General features: G+C 70.0%; 23 protein-coding genes and 1 pseudogene. 13 read left to right on the top strand and 11 right to left on the bottom strand.

The annotated features are described in order from the left end of the window. The 3 genes and pseudogenes from EIZ44_RS29680 to EIZ44_RS29670 form a co-directional block, all read left to right on the top strand. Positions 1 to 1,160: pseudogene (locus tag EIZ44_RS29680) on the top strand (sigma-70 family RNA polymerase sigma factor); the annotation flags it as partial. 10 nt (positions 1,161 to 1,170) lie between these two features. Further along, complete coding sequence (locus EIZ44_RS29675) at positions 1,171 to 1,671, top strand: GtrA family protein (RefSeq protein ID WP_037816005.1); 501 nt, start codon at positions 1,171 to 1,173, stop codon at positions 1,669 to 1,671. A 37-nt stretch (positions 1,672 to 1,708) separates the two neighbouring features. After that, positions 1,709 to 2,233, top strand: coding sequence for a GtrA family protein (locus tag EIZ44_RS29670; protein ID WP_037816006.1), 525 nt, complete (start codon positions 1,709 to 1,711; stop codon positions 2,231 to 2,233). A gap of 412 nt (positions 2,234 to 2,645) precedes the next feature. Here the strand turns inward: EIZ44_RS29670 and EIZ44_RS29665 are convergent, their stop codons facing one another. Together EIZ44_RS29665 and EIZ44_RS29660 are read right to left on the bottom strand one after the other, a co-directional pair. Next, positions 2,646 to 3,929, bottom strand: a complete 1,284-nt coding sequence (locus EIZ44_RS29665) for a sensor histidine kinase (protein ID WP_037816408.1) — start codon at positions 3,927 to 3,929, stop codon at positions 2,646 to 2,648. Between the two features lie 12 nt (positions 3,930 to 3,941). After that, a complete protein-coding gene (locus EIZ44_RS29660; RefSeq protein ID WP_009072764.1) occupies positions 3,942 to 4,643 on the bottom strand; it encodes a response regulator transcription factor in 702 nt (233 codons plus the stop codon). A gap of 42 nt (positions 4,644 to 4,685) precedes the next feature. Here EIZ44_RS29660 and hisN point away from each other — a divergent pair, with 42 nt between their 5' ends. Beyond that, a complete protein-coding gene (hisN, locus tag EIZ44_RS29655; RefSeq protein WP_037816009.1) occupies positions 4,686 to 5,477 on the top strand; it encodes a histidinol-phosphatase in 792 nt (263 codons plus the stop codon). On the opposite strand, the gene EIZ44_RS29650 is transcribed toward hisN, so the two are convergent. The 6 genes from EIZ44_RS29650 to EIZ44_RS29625 form a co-directional block, all read right to left on the bottom strand. Further along, positions 5,471 to 5,734, bottom strand: coding sequence for a hypothetical protein (locus tag EIZ44_RS29650; protein WP_037816012.1), 264 nt, complete (start codon positions 5,732 to 5,734; stop codon positions 5,471 to 5,473). The two genes, hisN and EIZ44_RS29650, sit on opposite strands and share 7 nt — an antisense overlap. Next, the gene (locus tag EIZ44_RS29645; RefSeq protein ID WP_240691451.1) at positions 5,731 to 6,540 is read right to left on the bottom strand and encodes a TNT domain-containing protein; all 810 of its coding nucleotides are present in this window, start codon (positions 6,538 to 6,540) and stop codon (positions 5,731 to 5,733) included. Before EIZ44_RS29645 ends, EIZ44_RS29650 begins: the two co-directional genes overlap by 4 nt. A gap of 82 nt (positions 6,541 to 6,622) precedes the next feature. Then, positions 6,623 to 7,150 carry a GNAT family N-acetyltransferase gene (locus EIZ44_RS29640; protein WP_240691450.1) on the bottom strand — a complete coding sequence of 176 codons (528 nt, stop codon included), beginning with the start codon at positions 7,148 to 7,150 and terminating at the stop codon, positions 6,623 to 6,625. Positions 7,151 to 7,190: 40 nt separating this feature from the next. After that, positions 7,191 to 8,120, bottom strand: a complete 930-nt coding sequence (locus EIZ44_RS29635) for a hydroxymethylglutaryl-CoA lyase (RefSeq protein ID WP_037816016.1) — start codon at positions 8,118 to 8,120, stop codon at positions 7,191 to 7,193. 1 nt (position 8,121) lies between these two features. After that, entirely contained in the window at positions 8,122 to 8,697 is a 576-nt protein-coding gene (locus EIZ44_RS29630) for a PH domain-containing protein (protein ID WP_037816017.1), read from the bottom strand. Positions 8,698 to 8,780: 83 nt separating this feature from the next. Next, entirely contained in the window at positions 8,781 to 9,590 is an 810-nt protein-coding gene (locus EIZ44_RS29625) for a biotin--[acetyl-CoA-carboxylase] ligase (RefSeq protein ID WP_134732588.1), read from the bottom strand. An 80-nt stretch (positions 9,591 to 9,670) separates the two neighbouring features. Here EIZ44_RS29625 and EIZ44_RS29620 point away from each other — a divergent pair, with 80 nt between their 5' ends. Both EIZ44_RS29620 and EIZ44_RS29615 read left to right on the top strand, forming a co-directional pair. Beyond that, positions 9,671 to 10,777, top strand: coding sequence for a C40 family peptidase (locus tag EIZ44_RS29620; RefSeq protein WP_240691449.1), 1,107 nt, complete (start codon positions 9,671 to 9,673; stop codon positions 10,775 to 10,777). A gap of 130 nt (positions 10,778 to 10,907) precedes the next feature. Beyond that, positions 10,908 to 11,408: a hypothetical protein gene (locus tag EIZ44_RS29615; RefSeq protein WP_240691448.1), complete on the top strand. Its 501-nt coding sequence runs from the start codon at positions 10,908 to 10,910 to the stop codon at positions 11,406 to 11,408. Here EIZ44_RS29615 and EIZ44_RS29610 read toward each other — a convergent pair. Further along, positions 11,368 to 14,295 carry an ATP-binding protein gene (locus EIZ44_RS29610; RefSeq protein ID WP_134732585.1) on the bottom strand — a complete coding sequence of 976 codons (2,928 nt, stop codon included), beginning with the start codon at positions 14,293 to 14,295 and terminating at the stop codon, positions 11,368 to 11,370. The genes EIZ44_RS29615 and EIZ44_RS29610 overlap by 41 nt on opposite strands. Before the next feature lie 70 nt (positions 14,296 to 14,365). On the opposite strand from EIZ44_RS29610, the gene EIZ44_RS29605 reads away from it, so the two are divergent. The 3 genes from EIZ44_RS29605 to EIZ44_RS29595 all read left to right on the top strand — a co-directional run bounded on the left by EIZ44_RS29605 (position 14,366) and on the right by EIZ44_RS29595 (position 17,136). Then, entirely contained in the window at positions 14,366 to 15,226 is an 861-nt protein-coding gene (locus EIZ44_RS29605) for an alpha/beta fold hydrolase (protein ID WP_134732584.1), read from the top strand. A 134-nt stretch (positions 15,227 to 15,360) separates the two neighbouring features. Then, on the top strand, positions 15,361 to 16,197 hold the full coding sequence (locus tag EIZ44_RS29600) for an alkaline phosphatase family protein (protein ID WP_134732583.1): 837 nt from the start codon (positions 15,361 to 15,363) through the stop codon (positions 16,195 to 16,197). Between the two features lie 111 nt (positions 16,198 to 16,308). Continuing rightward, the gene (locus tag EIZ44_RS29595) at positions 16,309 to 17,136 is read left to right on the top strand and encodes an NBR1-Ig-like domain-containing protein (RefSeq protein ID WP_134732582.1); all 828 of its coding nucleotides are present in this window, start codon (positions 16,309 to 16,311) and stop codon (positions 17,134 to 17,136) included. Positions 17,137 to 17,262: 126 nt separating this feature from the next. On the opposite strand, the gene EIZ44_RS29590 is transcribed toward EIZ44_RS29595, so the two are convergent. Beyond that, positions 17,263 to 18,246, bottom strand: coding sequence for a GlxA family transcriptional regulator (locus EIZ44_RS29590; protein ID WP_106961292.1), 984 nt, complete (start codon positions 18,244 to 18,246; stop codon positions 17,263 to 17,265). Positions 18,247 to 18,316: 70 nt separating this feature from the next. Between EIZ44_RS29590 and EIZ44_RS29585 the strand changes: the two genes are divergently transcribed. Beyond that, positions 18,317 to 19,018, top strand: coding sequence for an NAD(P)H-dependent oxidoreductase (locus tag EIZ44_RS29585; protein WP_037816028.1), 702 nt, complete (start codon positions 18,317 to 18,319; stop codon positions 19,016 to 19,018). 31 nt (positions 19,019 to 19,049) lie between these two features. After that, the gene (locus EIZ44_RS29580) at positions 19,050 to 19,925 is read left to right on the top strand and encodes an SRPBCC family protein (RefSeq protein ID WP_134732581.1); all 876 of its coding nucleotides are present in this window, start codon (positions 19,050 to 19,052) and stop codon (positions 19,923 to 19,925) included. Here EIZ44_RS29580 and EIZ44_RS29575 read toward each other — a convergent pair. Then, a complete protein-coding gene (locus tag EIZ44_RS29575; RefSeq protein WP_240691447.1) occupies positions 19,922 to 20,740 on the bottom strand; it encodes a GNAT family N-acetyltransferase in 819 nt (272 codons plus the stop codon). The two genes, EIZ44_RS29580 and EIZ44_RS29575, sit on opposite strands and share 4 nt — an antisense overlap. A gap of 83 nt (positions 20,741 to 20,823) precedes the next feature. Here EIZ44_RS29575 and EIZ44_RS29570 point away from each other — a divergent pair, with 83 nt between their 5' ends. Both EIZ44_RS29570 and EIZ44_RS29565 read left to right on the top strand, forming a co-directional pair. Next, complete coding sequence (locus EIZ44_RS29570; RefSeq protein ID WP_134732579.1) at positions 20,824 to 22,377, top strand: hypothetical protein; 1,554 nt, start codon at positions 20,824 to 20,826, stop codon at positions 22,375 to 22,377. 14 nt (positions 22,378 to 22,391) lie between these two features. Continuing rightward, entirely contained in the window at positions 22,392 to 24,029 is a 1,638-nt protein-coding gene (locus EIZ44_RS29565; protein WP_043831873.1) for an acyl-CoA carboxylase subunit beta, read from the top strand. The last annotated feature ends 1 nt before the right edge of the window (position 24,030 follow it).

Genomic DNA, 24,030 nt, shown 5'->3' with positions numbered 1-24,030 from the left:
CTGCCCAGCCCGCGCCTCCGGCTGTGCCGCCGCCCGCGGCACCACCGGCCGCTCCGCCGGCGCAGCCGCCTGCCCAGAACCCGCCTGCCGCGCCGCCGCAGCTGTCCGCGTCCATGCCGCCGAGCGGGGTCGAACTCCAGCCGGGCGGCGGACCGGTCGCGCTGCCGATCACCGTGCGCAACAACGGTGGTTCCGTGTCCGAACCGGTCCAGGCGACGCTGAACCTGCCATCTGGTGTCCGGGCCGTTCCGGCGAACGGCGGCGGCGCGGCTGGTGCGTATTCCAGCGAGGCGGCCGCGCAGTCGGGGCCGATGCAGGTCGCGTGCCCGGGTGGAGAGGGCACGGTCACGTGCAAGACCGGCAGCGGATTGCAGCCTGGGCAATCGGCGGTGCTGATGTTCCGGTTGCAGGCGGACGACAGCGCGAAGGGCGGCGAGGTGACCGGTTCGGTCACTGCGGGTGCTTCGGTCAACGTCAACGTCACCGTGCAGGTGAAGGTCAAGGCCCCGAAGGACGCTCTGTCGCTGACGGCCAAGGCAATCGGAGGGATGTGGCGGCTGCAGCCGCTCATCGACGCTGAGGTGCAGAACACCGGGGAGAGCACGAAACCCGTGACCATCACCTTTGACCACCGCGTCGAGGGACAGGTCAGCTTCAAGCAGTTCAAGTGCACGTCCGGCGCTTCGAGCACGAGCTGCACCAGCGCCAAACCGCTGGCTCCCGGCGAGCAGGCGTCGCTGTGGGTGCTCGTGAACCGCAAGCCGTTCGACGGCCCGCTCACCGTCACGGTCAACGCCTCGCTCGGCAGCGCCTCGGCGAAACCGGTCGCGGTGGAGCTCGGCTGCTGGTGGAACATGTGCCACGACCCGACGCTCGGGCCGATGTCGTCCACGTCGGTGCCGACGCTGCCGACGCCGTCGATCCCGACCTCGAAGAGCCACCCGCCGAACTCGTCCAAGCACCCGAAGCCGAGCACCACCCTGCCGACTTCGACATCGCCTGACGACGAGACCCCGGACCCGACGTCGAGCAGCCCGGCCGCCACCACGAGCGCGCCGCCGAACCCCGGTTCGGACAGCAAGCCGGGCAAACCCGATAACCACGGCAAACGTCCGCCGTCGGTCGAGCCCCGGGGGTTCTTCGGCTGGGTCACGGAGTAGCGTCCACGAGGTGCGCGAACTCCTGGCGAAGCACCGCGAACTGGTCCGCTTCGCCCTGGTCGGCGGGACGAGCTTCGTCATCACGATGACGATCACGTACGCACTGAAGTTCACCGTGCTGCGGACCCATCCGGTCACGGCGCTGATCGTCGGTGTGCTGATCGCCACGATCTTCTCCTACGTCGCGAATCGCGAATGGTCGTTCCGCACCCGTGGCGGCCGTGAACGTTCCCACGAGGCGGCGCTGTTCTTCCTGCTCAGCGGGGTCGCGCTGGCGCTGAACGCGTTGCCGCAGTGGGTTTCGCGCTACGTGCTGCAGTTGCAGGTGCCGCACGTGAGCCTGGTCGGGCAGGAGACGGCCGACTTCGTCAGCGGGATGATCATCGGCACTCTGCTCGGGACGCTGTTCCGCTGGTGGGCCTTCAAGAAGTGGGTGTTCCCTACGGAGGGCGCCCGGACGGAACCAGCGCGGAATGACAATCCGGATATTCCGGACCGTAAGGCCGCCTGAGACCTGCCGTGACCTCGAATTCTCTAGACTGCGTTACGTGACCGTCGTCGAAACCGTGCTCGCCCGCACGCCCGAGCCGTTGCGCTCCGTGCTCGTGAGGCACCGGGAGCTGCTGAAGTTCGCGATCGTGGGCGGCACGACCTTCCTGGTCGACAACGGCGTCTGGTACCTGCTGAAGCTCAGCGTGCTGGAGTCGAAACCGACCACGGCGAAGGCGATCGCGATCATCGTCGCGACGATCGTGTCGTACGTGCTCAACCGCGAATGGTCGTTCCGCACCCGCGGCGGCCGCGAACGCGCCCACGAGGCCACTCTGTTCTTCGTGATCAGCGGGGTCGCGGTGGTGGTGAACCTGATTCCGCTGCTGATCTCGCGCTACTGGCTGCACCTGGAAGTGCCGCACGTGTCGCGGTTCGTGCAGGAGGTCGCGGACTTCGCGAGCGGGTCGATCATCGGCATGCTGCTGGCGATGGTGTTCCGGTTCTGGGGCTTCAAGAAGTGGGTGTTCCCGGACGAGCTGGGGGAACGGCGGAAGGACGGGGTCACCCGGCTTCCCCGGTGACCCGGCTGGCGCTGGTCGATCTGGACGACACGCTGACCGATCTCAGCGGCGCGTTTTCCCGCTGGGCGGCCTGCCGATGGATCGGGTCTTCGCGGAGGTCCGACAGAAGTTCGACTTGGCCGAGCCTGTTGAACAATTGCGGGCGAGTCACCGCGCACGGATTCCACCGCTGGTGCAGCTCTGCTCGAACACGCTGGACATTCTCGGCACACTGCGCGCTGCTGGATAGTGGATCGGCATTGTCGCCAACGGGATGCAGGACAATCAGCTAGCGAAACTCCGCCGTCTCGCCGCGCGAAACTGCGGAACCACGCCGGACTGCGCACGCTCTGGATCAGCCACCACCGCACGTGGCAGCAAGGTCAACCACCGCACCGAATGGCGGCAGACCTGCGGGAAGCCGTCAAGATCCTCAGCGAGGAACCGGCTCCGCGGGCCACCGCAATTCGCCTACCTCGTCCGGGCGCGGCACCTTCAGGAACAGACTGAAAATCGCCGGACGCTTATTCGACAGTTCCAGCCGTCCGCCGTCCGCCTCGACCAGTGCGCGGGCCAGAGCCAAACCCACGCCGGTCGAACCGCCGCCCGAAAAACCGCGTTCGAAAATGTGCGGCGCGATTTCGTCCGGCACTCCGGATCCGGTGTCCGCGACCTCGATCACCACAGTCCCCTCCGCGTCACCGCGGCGGGCGGACAGCGTGACCGTCCCCGCTCCGTGGCGGAGGGCGTTGTCCAGCAGCACGCCGATCACCTCGCGCAGCCGCGCCGGAGTCACGCGCACCATCAAGCCGTCTGCGACCTTCAGACGCAAATTCCGTCCCTCGACGCGCAGCAGCTGACGCCATTCCTCCGCGACAGCGGGCAACGCCACCGGCAGATCGACCGGTTCGGCGTCTACCTCGCGGGCAGCGCGCGCGGCGGCCAGCAGTTCGTCCAGGGCCTGCGCCAGGCGGTCGGCTTGTTCCTGCGCGGCTCGGGACTCCTCGACGACATCCGGGTCCTCGTGGCCGGTCAAGGGCTCCAGCCGCAGCTGCAGCGCGGTCAACCGGCTGCGCAGCTGGTGCGAGACATCCCCGACCAGCTGTCGTTCCCGCTGCACGAGCTGCGCCAAGGCGGACCCCGACGTGTCCAGGGCTTCCGCGACCATGTCCAGTTCGGCCACGCGGTAGCGGCTCGGATCCGGCCGGAAATCGCCGCCGCCCAGGCGGGACGCGCGGTCTGCGACGTGCCGGAGCGGTTTCGCCAGGCGGCGCGCGGTCACTGTCGCCACCACGGTGCCGGTGCCGACCGACAGGACCACCAGCAGCACGACCAGCAGCGTCACCTGCGTCTGCTTCGTGCGGACCGGACCGCTGGGGATCGCCAGCATGACCGTGCCGCTTCGCGCGGTCGGCACCGATTCGACCACGGGGTCCGGGCCGGGGTTCGCGCCGAGGTGTTTTTCGCTGAAGCCCTCGGCGCGCACGATCAGCATGCCGCCCTCCGGAACGCCGACCCGGAACTGCTCCAGGTCGATCTCCTGGCCGTTCGCGACCTGCGTGTCGACCGTCGCGGCGATGTTGCGCGCCCGTTCGGCCAGGCTTTCCCGGTTGAGGTTCTCCACCAGCCGCCACGCGGTGACGCCGAGCGGGATGCCCAGCACGGCCGCGGTGACCAGCACGGCGAGGAGGATCGCCAGCAGGATCCGGCGGCGCATGCTCATCGGCGGCTACTCGACATTGAACCGGAACCCGACGCCGCGCACGGTCGCGATGCGCCGTTCGGCGTCGGAATGCGCGGGCTTCGCCTGCCTGCCCGCCGCCTCGTCGGCGGCGACCGCGAGTTTGCGGCGCAGCCAGGACATGTGCATGTCGAGCGTCTTCGACGTCTTGGACTCGAGGTCGTTCCACACCTCGGCGAGGATCTCGTCGCGGCTGACGACCTGCCCGGCGCGGCTCATCAGCACGCGCAGCAGCTCGAACTCCTTGTTCGCCAGCTGCACCTCGTGCGAGTCCACAGTGACCAGTCGCGCGCCGAGGTCCATCCGGACGCCGCCGGCTTCCAGCACCTCCGGCACCCGGCGGCGCAGCAGCGCGCGGATCCGCGCGAGCAGTTCGGCCAGCCGGAACGGCTTGGCCACGTAATCGTCCGCGCCCGCGTCGAGGCCGACGACGAAATCGACCTCGTCGGTGCGCGCGGTGAGCATCAGCACCGGCAGTTCGGTGCCGCTCGCGCGCAGTCTGCGGCACACCTCCAGCCCGTCCATCCCGGGCAGCCCGAGATCGAGCACGAGCAGGTCGACCCGGTGCGCGGCGGTCGCGGCCAGCACCGCCGGGCCGTCGGTCACGACCTCGATCTCGTACCCCTCCCGGTGCAGCGCGCGGGACAGCGGCTCGGCGATGGCCGGATCGTCTTCGGCAAGTAGGACCATGCTCACCTGGCCAACCTTACGGCGAACGGGCGTGAAACCATCGTGACCGTGCCTGCCTACTCGGATGACCTCGTTCTCGCCACCCGGCTGGCGGACGCCGCCGACGCGCTGACCACTGCCCGTTTCCGTGCGCTCGACCTCGCGGTGTCCGCGAAACCGGACCGCACGCCGGTGACCGACGCCGACACCGCGGTCGAGGACGCGATCCGCGAAATCCTCGCCGCGCAGCGGCCCGGCGACACGGTCGCGGGCGAGGAACGCGGCGGCTCGGCGGGCAGCGAGGGCCGGGCGTGGGTGATCGACCCGATCGACGGGACCAAGAACTTCCTGCGCGGACTCCCGGTGTGGGCGACGCTGATCGCGCTGGTCGAGGACGGCACGCCGGTGGTCGGCATGATCAGCGCGCCGTTGCTGGGCCGGCGCTGGTGGGCGGCTCGCGGCGAGGGCGCGCACCTGCGCGACGCGGCGGGCGAACGGCGCATGTCCGTCTCGAAGGTGGCGACGCTCGGCGACGCCTATCTGTCCACGACGGACTTGAACAGCTGGACCGAGTACCACTCCCGCGAGAAGTACCTGGCGCTCACCGAGGCGTGCTGGGAGTCCCGCGCGTTCGGTGATTTCTGGAGCCACTGCCTCGTCGCCGAAGGCGCGATGGACGTCGCGGCCGAGTGCATCGTGAACCCGTGGGACGTCGCCGCCGCACAGGTGATCGTCACCGAGGCGGGCGGGCGGTTCACCGATCTTTCCGGTGCGGAGACCTACGAGGGCGGCTCAGCGCTGTCCACGAACGGCCTCCTGCACGACGAAGCGCTGGCCGTGCTGCGCCGTCAGTGAGCGCCGGGCAGCACGCCGACCGCGCCGCGCGCCACCTGTGACCAGGTCAGCCTGCCGAAGAGGTAGTGGCAGGCGACCTGTTCGGAGGTGAACGCGGCCCAGTCGTAGCGGTTGCCCTGCTCGCGCCAGAACACTTCCCAGCCGCCGTCCGCGGTCGGCAGCAGGCACCACGTGTTGTCCGCTTCCCGGCCGATCGACACGACTTCCCCGGGCACTCCGATGACGTCCAGCCATTTGCGAATCGACTGGGTGTTCATCGTGCCTCCCGCGTGACGTCGACCAGGAATCCCAGCGTGACCAGTTCGTCCGCGGAGAGCACCGCACGGTAGCGGATTCCGCCGCCCGGCCCGTCGAACCACTCCGCCGACGTGGTTTGCCACACCGGCATCGGCTTCAGCACGCGATACCGGCGGTAGCCCGACCGCAGCGCCGCGGGCGGCAGCGCGCGTTCCGCGAACGGCGTGCCTTCCGGCGCGAACACGCGGCCGTGGTCGCTGCCGAAGCGGTCCAGCAGCGTGTTTTCCGGCAGTACCACCGGATTCGGCTCTTCGACGGCACCCTCCGCGGGCGGCCACACGTACTCGGCGCCGACCACGAACCGGCTCTCCCATTCGGGACCCTCCGGTGCCGCATAGCCTTCGACGACCGCCTCGGGCGGCTCCGGATCCACCGGCGGCGCGGGCGAACGACGGAAGCCCTGCTTGACGTACCCGAGCACCGCGGAGTCGTCCAGCAACGCCGATTCCGGATGGTCGAACAACGGACGCCGCGCGCCCTCGGCGGCCGCGTCCGCGGGCAGCGGCAACTGCCGGTCCGGACGGTCCGCCGCCACCGGCAAATGCCCGAGCGGGAACATGTGGACCGCGAACAACGCGAGCACGCTTTCCCGGTCGGTGCGCGGAGAACCGACCGGCGGACGGCTGTGCGCGGGCAGCACGCCGGTGCCCGAAGGCGGGGTGGGCACCTCGTCGAAGCCGCGGTGCAGCAGCCCGCCGTATTGGGCGGGCACGCGCACCGGGCCGGTGGCGACGTCGGTGTCTGCCGGTTCGGGCTGGTCGGACACTGGCACCCTCTTCTCGGTCGTGCCGGCACCGGGTCGGACGCTCGCGCGCACCGGGAGGTTCCGGGCGAGCGGGAAACCCACCTTATCGGGCGATCGCGATGCGCCGCCGCACCAACGCGCGGGCCGCGCCGCGCTTCTCGACCACCTCGAACCCCGCGTCGGCGAACATGCCGGTGGTGCCGTGATAGAGGTCCGAGGAGGTCGACCGAGGGCCGACCTCCACCGGATACCCCTCGACAGTTTCGGCGCCCTGTTCGGCGGCGTAGTCCACGGCAGCCCGCAGCAACGCCGACGCCAGCCCGCGCCGACGACCGCGACGGTGGATGTAGAAGCAGGTGACCGACCAGACCGCACCGGGTTCGTCCGACGCCATCACGCGTGACCGCGCCAGCCGCGGATTGTCCTTCCGCGGCGACACGGCCACCCAGCCCAGCGGCTCGCCGTCGACGATGCTTAAGAGCCCCAACGGTTTCCCGTCCTGGGCCTCGCCTCGGACATGCGCCTTGCGACCGTCACGACCGGCAGCCTCGTAGTCGGGTCCGCTGAGCCGGAAGAACGTGCACCAGCAGCCGCCCTGTACCCCGCCGGGGCCGAAGAGCCGCTCGAACAACGGCCATGTCTCCGCGCTGAGCGGAACGAATTCGGGAGCGCTATCCGGCAAGCGCGTTCACGACCCGCGACGGCGACGGACGGCCGAGCTGCCCTGCCATCCACACGCTGGTCTCCACCAGCTTGCCGAGATCGACGCCGTGCTCCACACCCAGCCCTTCCAGCAGCCAGACCAGATCCTCGGTCGCCAGGTTGCCGGTCGCCGACTCGGCGTACGGGCAGCCGCCGAGGCCGCCGGCCGACGAGTCCACAGTGGACACACCGGCGCGGAGCGCGGCCTCGGTGTTGGCCAGCGCCTGGCCGTAGGTGTCGTGGAAGTGCACGGCGAGTGCCGAGGTGTCCCCGAACGCCTCGATCAGCCGGGTGACCTGGTTCGTGGTCGCGACGCCGATGGTGTCGCCGAGCGAAAGCTGCGAGCAGCCGAAGTCGAGCAGCCGCTTGCCCGCGCGCACGACCTGCTCCACGTCGACCACGCCCTCCCACGGGTCGCCGAAGCACATCGACAGGTAACCGCGGACTTCGAGGCCCTCCTTGCGGGCCCGCGTGACGACCGGTTCGAACATGCCGAACTGGTCGTCGAAGGTCGAATTCAGGTTGCGCTGGGCGAAGGTCTCGGTCGCGCTGGCGAAGATCGCGATGTGGTCGACGCCCGCGTCGAGCGCGCGGTTGAGGCCGCGGTCGTTCGGGACCAGCACCGGGTAGCGGACGCCGTCGTGGCGGTCGAGCCCGGCGAGCAGCTGTTCGGCGTCGGCGAGCTGCGGCACCCACTTCGGGTGCACGAAGCTGGTCGCCTCGAGGGTGGTCAGCCCGGCGCCGGCGAGCCGGTCCAGGAATTCGAGCTTGACCTCGACCGGCACGACCGAGCTCTCGTTCTGCAGCCCGTCGCGCGCCCCGACCTCCCAGATCTCGACCCGCGGCGGCAACCCGCCCGCGGGGACCCGTTCCGGCAGGCCGACCTCTCGAGCACCCACGTCAGCGTCTCCTTCCGCGCGGTTCCCGGCCGCGCGGGGGCAGAGGTTCGGTGTCCTGCGGACCGGGCGCGCCGTGGTAGTCGTCGTAGGGATTGTCGTTGACTTCGCGGTAAATGACCGTGTGCACGTGCTCGACGTGGGGAATGTCATCGAAGCGCAGCGGCTCGTCCGAGGCCGATTCGATGATGAGCGTGCCGCAGCCGAAGATCCGGTCGAGCAGGCCGTGCTCGAACTGCACGCTGTTGATCCGCGACAGCGGGATGTCGATGCCGGTGCGCTTGAGCACGCCCTCGCGCGCGATCAGCCGGTCGGTCGTCACGATGAAGTGCGTCGTGCGCCAGCGGACGAGCGGCGCGAGGAACAGCCACACCACCAGGACGAGCGCCACCACCGCGATCGCGATCATCGACACGTTGTTCCACGGACCGGCGAGGTCCCGCGTGACCACGAGCAGCCACACCGCGGCGCCGACGGTGATCACGAACGCCAGGAACGGGAAGATCAGCATCTTGAAATGCGGGTGGCTGTGCACCACCACGCGTTCGTTCTGGCTGAGCAAATCGTCCGGATAGGCCACGGCGGGCGCTCCCCTGCGAATGTGTGCCGATGTGGTGGATCCACCGTACCGGCGCGGGCCTCGCGCGGGCGCGCCCGTTCCGGTCAAGCAGGGCGGACGTGCACCACATCACCGGCGAAGACGGTCAGCCGCCGTCCGTCGGGAACGTCGACCTGCAACTGGCCGGACGCGTCCAGGTCCGCGGCGCGGCCGGTGAGCGTCGACCCGTCCGGAAGCTGCACCTGGACGTCCTGGCCGAGCGTCGCGCAGCGGGCGCGGTAGTCGCCGAGCAGACCGGCCTCGGTGAGGTCACCGCCCGCCGTCCGCCAGCGGCGTTCGAGGTCGTCGAACCTGGTCAGCAGGCCGAGCGCGACCTCGGTGCGGTCGGTGGTCGTCGCGCCCTGCTCGGCGAGCGAGGTCGCGGGAAGACCGCCCGGACCGGCCGGGACGTCGTCGCCGAGCGGCAGGACGTTCAGCCCGATGCCGAGCACCACGGCCGCGTCGTCGGCGCCGACGGCCTCGGCGAGGATGCCCGCGCACTTGGCCCGGTCCGGCCCGGCGAGCACGTCGTTAGGCCATTTGAGGGCGACGTCGACGCCCAGATCGGTGGCGAGCGCGTGCACCGCGAGCCCGGCGACCACGGACAGTGAACCGAGCGCGGAGAACGGCACGCCCGCCGGGCGCAGCGCGATGCTCAGGTAGAGCCCGGCACCCTTCGGCGAACTCCACGAACGAGCCCGCCGTCCGACCCCGGCCGTCTGGTGTTCGGCCAGCAAAACGGTCCGGTCCGCCGCTCCCGCGACGAGCGCTTCCCGCAGGTCAGCATTGGTGGAACCGGTCGTCTCCACGACGTCGAGGCGGGCGTAGCGGCCGCCGAGTCCGTCCCGCAGCCGCGCCGCGTCGAGTTCAGCCATGTGCCCACAATATGAGAGTCCCCCTAACGTGCAAGCCGTTCGCTCGTTACCCAGAGGTGCGCTCTTCTAGATTGGACGCCGTGACGCCGGAGACCCCCACCGCCGACGCGCCGCCGAAGCCCGCTTGGGCTCGCGGCGCGCTGTATCGCGGACTCGTGGCGTTGCCGCTGGTCGCCGGCCTCGCCACCGCGGGCTGGCTGGTCGCCGGACGCGACCAGCCCGCTCCCGTTCCGGCGCAGGCCGCGCTCACCGCGCCGGTGCCCACGCAGACCGTCAGCGGTCCGTCGGTGCTGCAGGCGAGCGCTCCGGTGCAAGCGCAGGAACCGGCGCAGGGCGCGGCAGGCGGAGGCGGTGGTCCGGCCCCGCTGCAGAAGTGGGCGGATTCGCTCGCCGGGCCGCTGGACATCCCGGCCCCCGTTTTGCTCGGGTACGCCAACGGCGAGCTGACCATGCGCAAGGAGCGCCCGGACTGCCACCTGTCGTGGGTCACGCTGGCGGGCCTCGGCGTCGCCGGCAACAACCACGGCCGCGGCGAGGGCGAGCCGATGGGGCTTTCGACGCAGCAGTGGAAGAAGTACAGCGCGCAGATCCCCGGCATCGCGAACCCGGCGCTGTCCGACCCGTCGGCCGCGTCCGTCGCGGCGGGACGCGCACTGTGCGCGAGCGGCGTCGACCTGTCCGCGGGCAACGGCTGGTGGAAGGCTGTCGCCGGTTACGAGAACGGCAGCGGCATGGAGCTGTTCCGGCAGCGCGTGCTCGGCTACGCCCAGCTGTACGCGACGCTCTCCCTGGACCCGGCGAAGGCGAACGCTCCGTCGGTGCGCGCCACGCGATTCGCGCTCGGACAGCTCGGCCTGCCGTACGTGTGGGGCGGCAACGGCCCCGACGCGGGCGCGGCCGGCTTCGACTGCTCGGGTCTCACCAAGGCTTCCTACGACAGCGCCGGGGTTTCCTTGCCGCGCACGGCGGACAGCCAGTTCCGCTCGATGCCGCCGGTTCCGGCCGGGCAGGAACCGCAGCTGGGCGACCTCGTCTTCTACGGCAGCCAGGCGCACATCCACCACGTGGGGCTGTACCTGGGGAACGGCCTGATGATCAACGCGCCGACCGAGGGCCAGGCGATCCAGATCCACACGTTCCACCGGCCCGGCGACGACTACGCCGGGGCGGGGCATCCGGCGAACTGACGTCGAACCTCAGGACCAGCGGCAACTTTCCTGTTTCCGCACGCGGCACCCGTCTGTCGCTTATGCTCCGGAGCATTCTTCCTGACGGGAAAGGCACGCCATGTCCGCTCGTATGCTCCCCTTTCTCGCCGTGGGCGCTGCCCTCCTGATCAGCAGTTGTTCCGGCGAAAGCGGCGGCACCGCGGCTCCCGCTCCCTCCGCGCCCTCGAGCGCACCCGCGCCTTCCTCGGCCGCGCAGCCGTCGCCGTCGACCTCGGCGGCACCGGCGACGTCCTCCGCGGCGGAGTCGACCGGCGGCGACGCGGTCGATCGGTACGAAGCCTTCATGCACGCGGCGGGCAGGCAGGACCTCGCGACGGTGTGCGAGATCGCCGGTCCGGCCGCCAAGCAGGCGGAAGACCAGGGCATGGGACCGTGCGAGAAGACCATGCCGATGGCGTTCCAGCTGATCTCCCCGGCGCAGAAGAAGGCCCTGCAGACGGCCACGGTCGACCGGTCCAAGATCAAGGAAGGGGCCAAGCGGGTCGAGATCCCGGCGCGCGCGGTGAAGGCTTCCGTCAAGTTCACCGACAGCGACCTCGGCGACGCCGTCATGGAGAATCGCGGCGGGAAATGGTACGTAGTCGACTGACCCAGTGCGCGGCACCCGCGCGGCGGGCCACTTCGGCGGCCTTGCGGTAGTGCTCGTCGGGCGGCAATCCCAGCCGGACAGCCAGTTCGCCCAGGTAGTAGGCGACCGGGCCGAGCGTCACCACACCGGAACCGGCACCGGCCAGCTCGTTCTCCGCGGGAGCCAGTCGCGCATACAGCTCGCGTGCGTCGCCGGTCGAAACGGTAAGGCACGCCCGGAGTTCCAGGAACAGGTCCGGGCGATCCGGCGGCAGCGTGAAGTCCACTGTGGACTCCAGGCCGTGCTGGACGTAAAGGCAATGCCGGGCCAGCGGCAGCAGCCCGCGGTCCACTCCGGACATTCCGCTGCCGGACAACCGGGCCGCGGCACTGCGGTAAGCGGCTTCCGCGGCGGCGACCGGACCGGTGACGGCCAGGCGGAGCGCGCGGTACCAGTCGGTGAACACGCTGACGAGCGGGAGGTCGTACTGCTCCCCCAGCCGGTCCGCCGCGATCGCGTGGGTGTCGGCGGCGGCGAAATCGGCCAGCGCTGAGCGGGCCTGCATCAGCACCAGGTGACCGAGCACCTCGAACGTCACCAACCGGTGCCGGGCGGCCAGTTCGACCAGTTCCTCGCCGATCCGGGCGCGTTCCGGGGCCAGACCGGCGCGGGTGAAGGTCTGCGTCCAGCGTGCGTTCAACGCCAACGCCAGCAGCGCCGGATCCTCGGCGGACCGCGCCAGTTTCTCCGCCTCGACAGCCGCGTCGTGGGCGCGTTGACCGCCTTCGTTGCGCAGTTCCAACGCGATGGTCGCCAGCAGCCGGGCGCGTACGAGCGGATCGGTGGTGTGCACACGTTCGGCGGCGTCGGCGATGCGGCGGGCCAGGACGGGATCGTCGTTCTCGGTCCAGATTCCCGGGACGTCGAAGGCGGTCAAAACGCGGATGGTCAACGCGGAATCGTCGCCGGCGAGGTCCAGCGCCTCGGCGCGGTAGCGGCGCGCGGCGGCCAGGGAGCCGGTGAACGCGGACGTCCGGGCGAGGCCCATCAGCAATTCCACCGTACGCGGACCTTGCGCCAAAGCGGCTTGCCAGAGCCGAAGTGCTTCGTGCGGCGCGAAATCTCGTTCGGCGCGTTCCGCGGCTGCTTGCGCATAGGCGGTGCCGCGGTCGTCTCCGGCGAGCAAGAAATGGTGCGCCAGCAGGGAAATCGCGGACGGTCGACGACTCGCCAACGCCTCGCCGACTTCGCGATGCAGCTGTGCGCGTCGAGCGAGCGAAAGGTCATCGTAGACAGCGTCGCGGACGAGCGCGTGCGCGAACCGGAACGCCCTCGGTCCGCTTTCGACCAGAAAACCTGCCTGCACAGCGGTTTCCAGCTCGTCGAGGACGTCACCGAGCAGGCCGAGGTCGACGTCCGCGCCGATCACCGCGGCCTTCCCGAGCACTGCGCGTACGTGGTCGGGCAACGCGGCGATCCGGTTCCGGACGACGTCGCGGACCCCGTCCGGTAGGTCGCCTTCGGCATCCAGCGCACGGGCAAGTTCCTTGACGAAGAACGGATTTCCGCCAGAACGCCGGTGAATCACCGCGGCCGACTCGGGACCGACCAATTCGGCAACCGCCTCGACCGAAAGGCCGCCCAGATACAGCCGAACCGGGTCGGCGCGCGCGAGTCTGCCCAAGGCCGCGGTCAGTTCTGCGGAGACCTCCGTGGTCCGATACGTCGCGACCAGCAGCACCGGAGCCGCGGTCATCGACGTCAGCAGTGCCAGGGTTTCCTCGCCAGCCCACTGCAAATCGTCCAGAACGAGCAGCAACGGACCCCGGCGAGCCACCTCGGAAATCCGTGCCGCCATCGCCTGATGCCACTCGAACCGCGCGACCGCCGGATCGCCGCCGGTCGCCCGCGGCGGGACCGGTTCGCCCAATGCAGCAAGAATCCGTGTCCACGGCCAAGCGGGCGGCACTCCGGCACCATCCGGATTGAGGCCCCACGCCGTGGTCCAGCCCAGCCGCGCAGCGAATTCCTCGACGAGGGCCGTCTTGCCCGCACCCGCCGCGCCGGACACCAGCACGAGGCGGAATCGCTTGCGGTCAGCCACTTCCGCCGCGACCTCGGCGAGCCGCGCCAGCTCCGGATCCCGCCCGGCCAGCCGGCCGGAAACAGCCGGGGCCAACTGCGGAGCCTGCGCCAGGATGTCCTGCTCCACCTGCCGCAACGCCGGTCCAGGATCGACCCCCAGCTCCGCCGCCAGCCCAGCCCGCGCCCGACGCAAGGCAGCAAGCGCGTCACCCTGACGACCAGCGCGGTACAACGCGAGCGACAGCAGCCGCCACGCTTCCTCGCGCAGCGGATGAGCGTCCACAAGGGACTCCAGGTCCGGCACGGCTTCGGCAGCACGGCCGAGATCCAGCAGACCCGCCGCCCGCCGCTCCAGCGCGAGCAGCCGCAGTTCGTCCAGGCGAGCCCGTTCGGCCCGCGCCCAGGGCTCGTCCGCGAACTCCGCGTACGGCTCACCTCGCCACCAGCCGAGCGCCTCGTCCAACTGCGCGACCGACGGCGTCCCGCGCAGCAACGCCTCGAACCGCCACGCGTCGACCTGCTCCGGTTCCGCACGCAGCGCATATCCCGGCCCGGCGGTGACCAGCAGTTTCGCGGGCGTCCGCGGCGGACGGTCCGGTTCGAGCGAACGCCGCAGCGCGCCGACGAACGTCTGCACCGCACCGACCGCACCCGCGCGCGGCTCGGTCCACAACGCGTCGACCAGCGCGTCCGTCGACACCACCTGCCCGCGGGCAACCAGCAGGCGCGCGAGCACCGCGCGATGCCGCGGCCCGGGCAACGCGACCGGCCCGCGTGCGTCGCAGGCCGCCAAGGGGCCGAGCACCGAGAACGAGATGGTCATCAGTTCCGTACTGTAATCAGCTCGGTCGTTGCTGATCGGTTGCTGATCGGCCCGGCGCACGCTGGGTCGCATGAACTTCGACTACCAGCGGGTGCCCGTCGCCGACGGCGTGTCCCTCAACGTGGCGGTCGCGGGCTCCGGCTCGCCCGTCGTCCTCCTGCACGGCTTCCCGCAGACCCACCTGATGTGGCGGCACGTCGCCGCCGACCTCGCCGCCGACCACACCGTGCTGTGCCCTGACCTGCGCGGATACGGCGACAGCGACAAGCCCGCCGACGACGGCGAGACCTACTCGAAGCGCACCATGGCCGCCGACGTCGTCGCCCTCGCGCGCGCCTTCGGCCACGAAAAGTTCGCGCTCGCCGGGCACGACCGCGGCGCGCTCGTCGCCATCCGCGCCGGCCTCGACCACCCGGACCACGTGTCCCACCTGGCCATCCTCGACGTGCTGCCGACGCTGGACATGTGGGAGGTGCTGCACGGCGTCAGCGCGTCCGTCGCCTTCCACCTCTACCTGATGGCGCAGCCGCCCGGCCTGCCCGAGCAGTTGATCAGCGGCGCACCGGACGCGTTCTTCAGCTACTTCCTCGACCAGTGGGGCGCCGACCCGGAGTCCATCCCGGCCGACATCCGCGCCCGCTATCTCGAAGCGAGCCGGAACGCGGTCCCGTCGATCGTCGCCGACTACCGCGCCTCCGCGGGCATCGACATCGAACACGACCGCGCCGACCGCGACGCGGGCAACCAGCTGAAGATGCCGATTACGGTGCTGCAGCAGGGCTGGGGCGACGCGCTGGGCTTCGACGCGACCGCGCTCTGGCGCGCGTGGGCACCGGACCTTGTGCACGAAACCGTGCACAGTGGACATTTCATGGCCGAGACTTCCCCTGCCAGCGTTACGAAATCGCTGCGGGACCTGCTCGCGCGCTGACCCGCCGAAAGTCGTGCCCCGGACGAGTGGTCGCCAGTTATTCACCCACCGGCCGCTCTCCGGGACGCCTTCTCCGTGGCACGGTCTATGCCGCTCCCACCTGAGCGCATTTCCCGACCGATCTTGGAGGACCTGTGTTCCGCAAGCGGATCGTGGCCGCCGTCGCGACGGCGATTCTCGGTGCGGCGACCGCCGCCCAACCCGCCTCAGCAGCAGCGTCCGTGCCCACCTTCGACCACATCGTGCTCGTCATGTTCGAGAACGAATCGTCGACGTCTATCGACTCGACCACCGCGCCGTACTTCGCCTCGCTCGCCGCGCAGGGCGCGAACTTCACCGACTCCCACGCGATCACGCACCCGAGCCAGCCGAACTACGTAGCACTGTTCTCGGGCGACACCCAGGGCGTCACCGACGACACCTGCCCGCAGAACCTCGGCGCGAAGGACAACCTCGGTTCGCAGCTGGCCGGCGCGGGGAAGACCTTCACCGGCTACTCGGAGTCCATGCCGTCCGACGGCTACACCGGCTGCTCGTCCGGCGAGTACCGGCGCAAGCACAACAGCTGGGTCGACTTCTCGAACGTGCCCGCGTCGAGCAACCTGCGCTACTCCCGGCTCCCGACGGACTACTCGCAGCTGCCCAGCGTCGCGTTCGTGACCCCGAACATGTGCAACGACATGCACGACTGTTCGGTCGGCACCGGCGACACCTGGCTGAAGAACAACCTCGACGGCTACGCACAGTGGGCCAAGACGCACAACAGCCTGCTGATCGTGACGTTCGACGAGGACGAAGGCACCTCGACCAACCAGATCTACACGTCGTTCACCGGCGCGCATGTGAAGCAGGGCGACTACGCGGAGACGATCAACCACTACACCGTCCTGCGCACCATGGAGGCCGCCAACGGTCTCCCCGGCCTCGGCAACGCGGCTGGTGAGACGCCGATCACCGACGCCTGGCAGTGACGCGCACCGGTCGCGGCCGCCTCGCCGGGGCCGCGGCCGGGGTGCGCCCAGCTGTGCCGAACTGGAATGTCAGACTGGTCCGACCAGCGGATCTGACAACCAGGGAGAGCGATGGGCGACGGGCAATCTGCCGCCGAGGTGCTCTCCGCGGAACTGGCCGCACTGCGCGCGCGGGCCGGGAATCCGTCGTTCCGCAAGATGGCCGACCGCTCCGGGCGGATCTCGCACACCACGCTGCACGAGGCGGTCCGCGGCACCCGGTTCCCGTCGTGGGACACCACGCGCGAGTTCGTCCGGGCGTGCGACGCGGACGAACAACAGTGGCGGCGACGCTGGGAAGAGCTGAAGGGCGTCCCCGCAGAGCCCGCGGTTCCCGTCGTCGAAGCGACCGAGGCCGACATCGTCAAAACGGCGGCGGAGCCAGTGCTGATCAGCGCGGAACCGGCCGTCCCGGAGAAGCCCCGGCGGCGTCGTAAGTACGCGCTGGCCGCGGTCGCGTCCGTCGTCGTGCTTGTCGCCGCGGTCGGCGCGATCGTGGTGCCGAAGCTGAAGAGCGGCAGCCTGGTCGACGTCGGTGCGCGCGTCGCCGGCGACAACTCGAAGTTCGTCGGCGACGTGACAGTGCCCGACGGCACCGTGATCCACGTCGGCGAGACCGTCCAGAAGGTATGGGAGCTGCAGAACACCGGCTCGGTGGCCTGGCATCAGCGCTACCTGCAGCGGATGGACCTGCCGCCGAGCCCGGGAAGCTGCCGCACCCCGGACCGGGTGCTCATCGGCGACACCCCGCCGGGCGATCACGTGATGGTGAGCGTTCCGCTGACCGCTTCGCCCGCGCCGGGGCGCTGCTGGATCGGCTGGAAGATGGTCGACGCGAACGGCAAGGAGTTCTTCTCCACCCGCCGTCCGGTGTACGTACTGGTGACGGTCGTCTCCTGACACGTGTCAGATTCTGTAAGACCTGGTCACCGGGGTACCGAACACCCGGGTCCGCTCGCGAGGATGAGTGCCGCTGGGGGTCGGTCCGTGGCAGCCCGCGAACAGCGCTGCCACGGACCGCCGCGTTCAGGCCGGACGCCGGAAGGTGGTCCGGTAGGCGCTCGGCGACACCCCGAGCGCGGCCTGCAGGTGCTGGCGCAGCGACGCCGCCGTCCCGAATCCGCACGCCGCGGCGACCCGGTCGACCGGCAGCTCCGACTCCTCCAGCAACTGCCGCGCACGCTCCACCCGCTGCTGGGTCAGCCACTGCAGCGCGGACATCCCGACCTCGTCCCGGAACCGCCGGGTGAACGTCCGCGTGCTCATCGACTCGCGCACCGCGAGGTCGCGCAGCGTGATCGGCTGGTCGAGATGCTCCAGCGCCCACGCCCGCGCGGCCGAGGTGGACGACGACCGCGGCTCCGGCACCGGACGGCGGATGAACTGGGCCTGCCCGCCCTCGCGATGCGGCGAAACGACCGTGCCGCGAGCGACCTCGTTGGCGACCGCCGCGCCGAAATCACGCCGGATCAGGTGCAGGCAGAGATCGATGCCGGACGCGACGCCCGCCGAGGTGAAGACGTTGCCGTCCTCCGTGTAGAGCACGTCCGGGTCGAGTTGCACGCGCGGGTATTCGAGCTGGAACTCGCACGCCGAACGCCAGTGCGTGGTCGCGCGGCGGCCGTCGAGCAGGCCCATAGCGGCGAGCACGTACGCGCCGGTGCAGATCGAGGCGATCCGGCTGTCCGGGCACACCAGGCTCATCGCGTGCTTGAGCTGCGGGGTCAGCTGGCGTCCGGTGGGCTCGTACTCGAGCGACGACGCGGGAACGATCACCGTGTCCGCCTCGGCCACGGCCTCCGGGCCCTGCGCGACCGGGATGGTGAAGTCCGAATCGGTGCGGATGTCGCCGGGCTCCGGCGTGCAGGTGACGACCTCGTACAACCGCTCGCCGTCCGCGGATCTGGCCTGGCCGAACAGCCGGTGGACGATGCCGAGTTCCATCACGAGCATGCCGTGCCGCACCAGCACGGCGACCTTGTGCCGCTCCGGATGCCGAAAAACAGCCATGGCCCGATTCTTGCACAAGGTGGCCATCGGGCCACTGTTTTGGCCGTTTCGCCGGTTGCACCCTGGCCTCATGAACGTCTTGTGGATCTACGCCCACCCCGACCCCGCCTCGCTCAACGGCGCGCTGCGCGACGAAGGCGTCACGACGCTGCGCGACCTCGGCCACGACGTGCGCGAGTCCGATCTCTACGCGATGCGCTGGAACCCGATCGTCGACGAGATCGCGACCGTGCCCGAGGACGTCCGGATCGAGCACGAAAAACTCGACTGGGCGGACACGGTCGTCGTCCAGTTCCCGCTCTGGTGGGCGGACACCCCGGCCATCCTGAAGGGCTGGTTCGACCGCGTTTTCGTGCAGGGATACGGCTACGACTACCGCGACGAAACCGGCCACACCCTGCGCTACGGCAACGGCGTCCTGGCCGGGAAACGCGCGATGGTCATCGTCACCGCCGGCGCGCACGAGGACAGCCTCGGCCCGCGCGGCGCGCATGGTTCGCTGGACGATCTGCTGTTCAACGTCCAGCACGCCACGCTCTTCTACACCGGCATGACGGTCCTGCCGGCGCTCAAGGTGACCGGCACGAACCGGATGACACCGGAGAAGTTCGACTGCGTCGTCGAGCAGCTGCGCAAACGTTTGCACTCCCTGGAAACGACCGATCCGCTGCCGTACCGCACGCAGGACGGCGGCGACTACGACCGGCGGCTCGTCCTGCTTCCCGAAGTCGCCCCAGGTCAGACGGGGTACGGCGTGCATCTGACCGCTTGACCCGTATATACCTCCGTGGTTATATACGGGCATGGCGATCCTGCGAACCACTCCTGGCGGACGACCGAGCGTCACCCTCGAACGGACCCTGGCGCATCCGCCGGAGAAGGTGTGGCGCGCGGTCACCTCGCCGGAAGAGCTGGCGCACTGGTTCCCCGCCGCGGTCACGCTGCCGGACGCCCCGGCGCCGGGCGGGAAGATCACGTTCACCTTCACCGAAACCGGGGACGTCAGCGAGGGTGAGATCGTCGGCTACCAGCCTCCGGAGGTCTTCGAGTTCACCTGGAACTCGGACCTGATCCGGATCGAGGTATCGGCTGACGGCACGGGCAGCAAGCTCGCCTTCACGCACGTCTTCAACCGCGGCGAACCCGACATCGCCCTGCTCGGCGCGGGACGGCACGTCACCGGCTGGGTCGCCTGCCTCGATTCCCTCGAAGCCACGCTGGACGGCCGGACGCCGGAGATGCCGACCGACTGGCACGCGCGGATGGTGCACTACCTCGAGGAATTCGGCCTGGAGGACGGCGAGGTCCTGGACGGCGGGACGATTCGGTTCCGCCGGGACCTGGTCTGGCCGCCTGCCGAGGACGTCTGGAAGCGGCTGCCCCAGCCGGAAGCCGGGGCGGAGGTGCTGGAGTCGCGGTCGCCGGAGGTGCTGGCCTACACGTGGCTGCACGACGGGAAACCGGCCGGGGAGGTCCGGTGGGAAGTCACAGCGGATCCGCTGGACGGGGTGCGGGTGGAGCTGACCCAGACCGTTCCGGCGGAGCTGAAGGAGCAACTGCCGGACCTGCTGACCGCACGGCATGAGCAGCTGAACGCGTTGTTCGCCGGGACGTTCAAGGTGGAACTGGAGCCGTGGTCGGCCGAGCGGAAGGCCGAGGTTCGGAAGCGGTACAGCTAGCCGAGCGCGGTGTTGTACGGCGAAAACCGCACCTCGGCCGGTCCCGGCAACGCTTTTCCGTGGAGCACCAGCCGTGGCGCGGGACCGTGCACCGCCAGCCCGCGCGCTTCGCACCACGCCGACAGCTCCGGAAACCGGTGGTCCACCGCCAGCCGGAGATCGCCCGACGCGGTGCGGGCGATGCCGCGGATCAGCGCACGAGCCTGGTCCTCGTCCGCAGCCACCACCGGGCCGATCACCAGCACCCCGCCTTGCGCGGTGCCGAGCGCGTAACCGTCGTCGGTCACGTGGACGTGCTCGGCCTCGAACAGCATGCGGTTCAACAACTCCCGCCGCGCGAAGCCTTGGGAAGCACTGTCCAATTCGTACACTCGCGCCACATCTGCCGGACCGATCGGCCGCGACGTCGGACCGCCGTCGTCAGCGAAGCGGCCGCGATGGTCATTGCAGCCGCCGTCGAACTCGAAGCCCATCGATTCGTACAGCGGACGCGCGTTTTCCGTGGTGTGCAAGGACACCACCGCGTCACCAGCCGCGTCGAGCGCCTCCGCCATCACCCGACGACCGAGTCCCTGCCGCGCGAACCGCTCCGCCACGACCACCATCGACACTGACGCGGTCGGCCCGGTCCGGGTCAGCACCGCCGCCGCGGCAAGACCGCCATCCGGGGCGTCAATGCCGAATCCGCGGCCGACGTCCAGCAGCATCGCCCATTTCCGTTCCTCGCGCGGCCACCCGCGATCGGTTCCGAGGTCGAGGCAAGCGGACAGGTCGGCAGGCCCGAGCGAGCGGACCGAAGCGTCGGCGAGCAGCACCCTGCCCACCCTAGGCCCGGCAGCGGCCGCAGTGGTCGGCTCGACGCCGAAAATTCAACTGACGCCCGGCATAGGCTTCGCTGGTGACCGACTCCGAAATGCTGACCGTCCAGCAGGTTCTCGGCCGCGGCCGATTCGCCGAAGTCGGCGAGGTGCGGCTGACCGAGACCGATTCCCGCACGGGTTATGTGGCCGTCGGGGGTTCGCTGGGACGTCCGCTGTGGGCCGGGCACAGCGTGTCGGATTCGGCCGAGCCGACCGCCTGGAACCGCGTCGGGGTCTATCGCGCCGACACGCTCGAATGCGTTCACCTCGTGCGCCTGCATTGGCCGGTCAACGCTTTGGCGTTCCATCCGGAGCTGCCGATCCTGGCCATCGGCTCCGGGTCGTACGACGGCGGCTATTTCTACGAAGGCGAGCTGACAGTCCTCGACCTCGAAACCGGCCGCGCGACCTCCTTGCTGCGCGAACGCCGTGAGGTCACCGAACTTCGCTGGCGCGATCGCCAGACTCTCGAAGCGAAAGTGTCCGTGTTCGACGAGAACGAGGAAGAAGAGCGCGGTTTCTCCACGATGGCCGTTGCCATCGCCGTGCCGGACTGGCGAGCCGTGAAGGCCCGTTCGCTGGAGGTCGACGGTCCCGCGACCGAACCCGCCGAACCGCTCGCCGCGGTTGCCGGCGGAAACCACCGACGACAGGTGTGGGCAGTCGCCGCACTGAACGACGGACGGATTCTCGCCGGCCTTGAGCATGTCGCCGTGGAGTGCTGGTCGGCCACCGGCGAACGCGAATGGTCCGTGCCCACCTCGGGCGTCGGCTGCCAGCTTTACGTCGACCCCGACGAGAGCACCGCCGTCTTCACCAACTCGTGGGCGGGCTGGACCCGCTCCGGCTCGACGATCGAACGCGTCCAGCTCGCCGACGGATACTCCGAAGCGCTCCGGACCTTCGACCACCCCGCCGTGCTCAGCACCGACGAAACCGGGCAGCTCGCCATCCGTCCGCGCTCCGGGCCGACTGAGGTGCTGCCGTCGGAAAGCCGCGTCGACCTCGGTGGCTACGACCTGATCAACCACTTCTTCGACATCCGCCGCGCACCCGCGCTGCTGTTCCTGCAAGGCATGGGCCCGCGAGCGCACGAGGACAAGTGGGTCGTCGCCTTCAATCCCCGGCGGCGGCGAACCGAGCGCTTGTTTCCCCTCGAATGGGACGCGGCCCAAGGCAGGCACCTTTTCGGCGGCCCCGGCGTGTTCGTCGACGGCTCGATCGTCCACGCGACCGCGATCCACCACGGCGCCGGACTCCTGCCGGGCAACTCCTGCGTCGTCCGCCGCTCCTATCCCGGCGGAAAAGCCGAGTGGGTCCACACCGGCGACCACCAGGTCACCGCGATGGACACCATCGGGTGCACCGTCTACGTCGCGGACAACTCCGGCGAGATCGTCGCGCTCGACGCCGCCGACGGTCGCGAACTCGGACGGCAACACCTGCAGGTCAACGGCCATCCCGTCGTCCCGCTCTCGCTGAGCGCCCGAGCCCCGGACCGGCTCGTCGTCGGCACGCTCGACGGCCGCGTGCTCGTCTGCGACACGGCGCGGAGGGAGTCCTACGCCACACGCGCGGCAACCGCGCAGTAGCTAAGCTCCGCCACATGAGCAGTGCGACGCAGCCGCTCGGGACGCCGCCCGAGGGAGAACCGGACATCCACACGACGGCCGGCAAGCTCGCGGATCTCTACCGCCGCTACGACGAGGCCGTGCACGCCGGTTCGGCGCGCGCGATCGAGAAACAGCACGCCAAGGGCAAGAAAACCGCCCGCGAGCGGATCGATCTGCTGCTCGACGAGGGCTCGTTCGTCGAGCTGGACGAGCTGGCGCGGCACCGCTCCACGAACTTCGGGCTGGAGAAGAACCGCCCGTACGGCGACGGCGTCGTCACCGGCTACGGCACCGTCGACGGACGTCCGGTGTGCGTGTTCAGCCAGGACGTGACGGTGTTCGGCGGCGCGCTCGGCGAGGTCTACGGCGAGAAGATCGTCAAGGTGATGGACCTGGCGATCAAGACCGGCCGCCCGATCATCGGCATCAACGAGGGCGGCGGCGCGCGGATCCAGGAGGGCGTCGTCTCGCTCGGCCTGTACGGCGAGATCTTCCGCCGCAACACCATGGCCTCCGGCGTGATCCCGCAGATCTCGCTGATCATGGGCGCGAACGCGGGCGGGCACGTCTACTCCCCCGCGCTCACCGACTTCGTCGTGATGGTGGACGAGACGTCGCAGATGTTCATCACCGGACCGGACGTCGTGAAGACGGTGACCGGCGAGGACGTCACCTTCGAGGAACTCGGCGGCGGGCGCACGCACAACACCAAGTCGGGCGTCGCGCACTACCTCGGTTCCGACGACGAGGACGCCATCGCCTACGTCAAGGAACTGCTCTCCTACCTGCCGCAGAACAACCTGTCCGAGCCGCCGGAGTTCGACGCGAACCAGCCGCCCGCCGGCTTCTTCGAGAACGTCACCGACACCGACCGCGAGCTCGACACGCTCATCCCGGACTCGCCGAACACGCCGTACGACATGCACGAGGTCGTCACCCGCGTGCTCGACGACGGCGAATTCCTCGAGGTGCACGAGCTGTTCGCGCCCAACATCCTGGTCGGCTTCGGCCGGGTCGACGGGCAGAGCGTCGGCGTCGTGGCGAACCAGCCGACGCAGTTCGCCGGCTGCCTCGACATCGACGCGTCCGAGAAGGCCGCCCGGTTCGTGCGGACCTGCGACGCGTTCAACATCCCGGTGCTGACCTTTGTGGACGTTCCCGGCTTCCTTCCCGGCACCGACCAGGAGTGGAACGGCATCATCCGCCGCGGCGCGAAGCTGATCTACGCGTACGCGGAGGCGACTGTCCCGCTGATCACGGTGATCACGCGCAAGGCGTACGGCGGCGCGTACGACGTGATGGGCTCCAAGCACCTCGGCGCGGACGTCAACCTGGCCTGGCCCACCGCGCAGGTCGCGGTGATGGGCGCGCAGGGCGCGGCGAACATCGTGCACCGCAAGACGCTGGCCAACGCGGCGGCGGAGGGTCGCGATGTTGACGCGTTGCGCGCGGACCTCATCCAGGAGTACGAGGACACGCTGCTTAACCCGTACGCGGCGGCCGAACGCGGCTACGTCGACTCGGTGATCGTGCCCGCGCACACCCGCGGCCACGTCGCCAAGGCGCTGAGCCTGCTGCGCACCAAGCGCGAATCGCTGCCGCCCAAGAAGCACGGCAACATCCCCCTGTGAG

The sequence above is a fragment of the Amycolatopsis nivea genome (assembly GCF_004522235.1).
Taxonomy (GTDB): domain Bacteria; phylum Actinomycetota; class Actinomycetes; order Mycobacteriales; family Pseudonocardiaceae; genus Amycolatopsis; species Amycolatopsis nivea.
Note: the sequence above shows the minus strand (reverse complement) of the source record. Positions and strands in the feature narration are given on the sequence as shown.

Excerpts from the sequence above, each read along its gene's own strand:
- EIZ44_RS29665 (WP_037816408.1), bottom strand. The coding sequence starts at position 3,929 with ATGCGCCGCCGGATCCTGCTGGCGATCCTCCTCGCCGTGCTGGTCACC.
- EIZ44_RS29660 (WP_009072764.1), bottom strand. The coding sequence starts at position 4,643 with ATGGTCCTACTTGCCGAAGACGATCCGGCCATCGCCGAGCCGCTGTCC.
- EIZ44_RS29650 (WP_037816012.1), bottom strand. The coding sequence starts at position 5,734 with ATGAACACCCAGTCGATTCGCAAATGGCTGGACGTCATCGGAGTGCCC.
- EIZ44_RS29625 (WP_134732588.1), bottom strand. The coding sequence starts at position 9,590 with ATGGCTGAACTCGACGCGGCGCGGCTGCGGGACGGACTCGGCGGCCGC.
- EIZ44_RS29610 (WP_134732585.1), bottom strand. The coding sequence starts at position 14,295 with ATGACCATCTCGTTCTCGGTGCTCGGCCCCTTGGCGGCCTGCGACGCA.
- EIZ44_RS29605 (WP_134732584.1), top strand. The coding sequence starts at position 14,366 with ATGAACTTCGACTACCAGCGGGTGCCCGTCGCCGACGGCGTGTCCCTC.
- EIZ44_RS29595 (WP_134732582.1), top strand. The coding sequence starts at position 16,309 with ATGGGCGACGGGCAATCTGCCGCCGAGGTGCTCTCCGCGGAACTGGCC.
- EIZ44_RS29590 (WP_106961292.1), bottom strand. The coding sequence starts at position 18,246 with ATGGCTGTTTTTCGGCATCCGGAGCGGCACAAGGTCGCCGTGCTGGTG.
- EIZ44_RS29585 (WP_037816028.1), top strand. The coding sequence starts at position 18,317 with ATGAACGTCTTGTGGATCTACGCCCACCCCGACCCCGCCTCGCTCAAC.
- EIZ44_RS29580 (WP_134732581.1), top strand. The coding sequence starts at position 19,050 with ATGGCGATCCTGCGAACCACTCCTGGCGGACGACCGAGCGTCACCCTC.
- EIZ44_RS29565 (WP_043831873.1), top strand. The coding sequence starts at position 22,392 with ATGAGCAGTGCGACGCAGCCGCTCGGGACGCCGCCCGAGGGAGAACCG.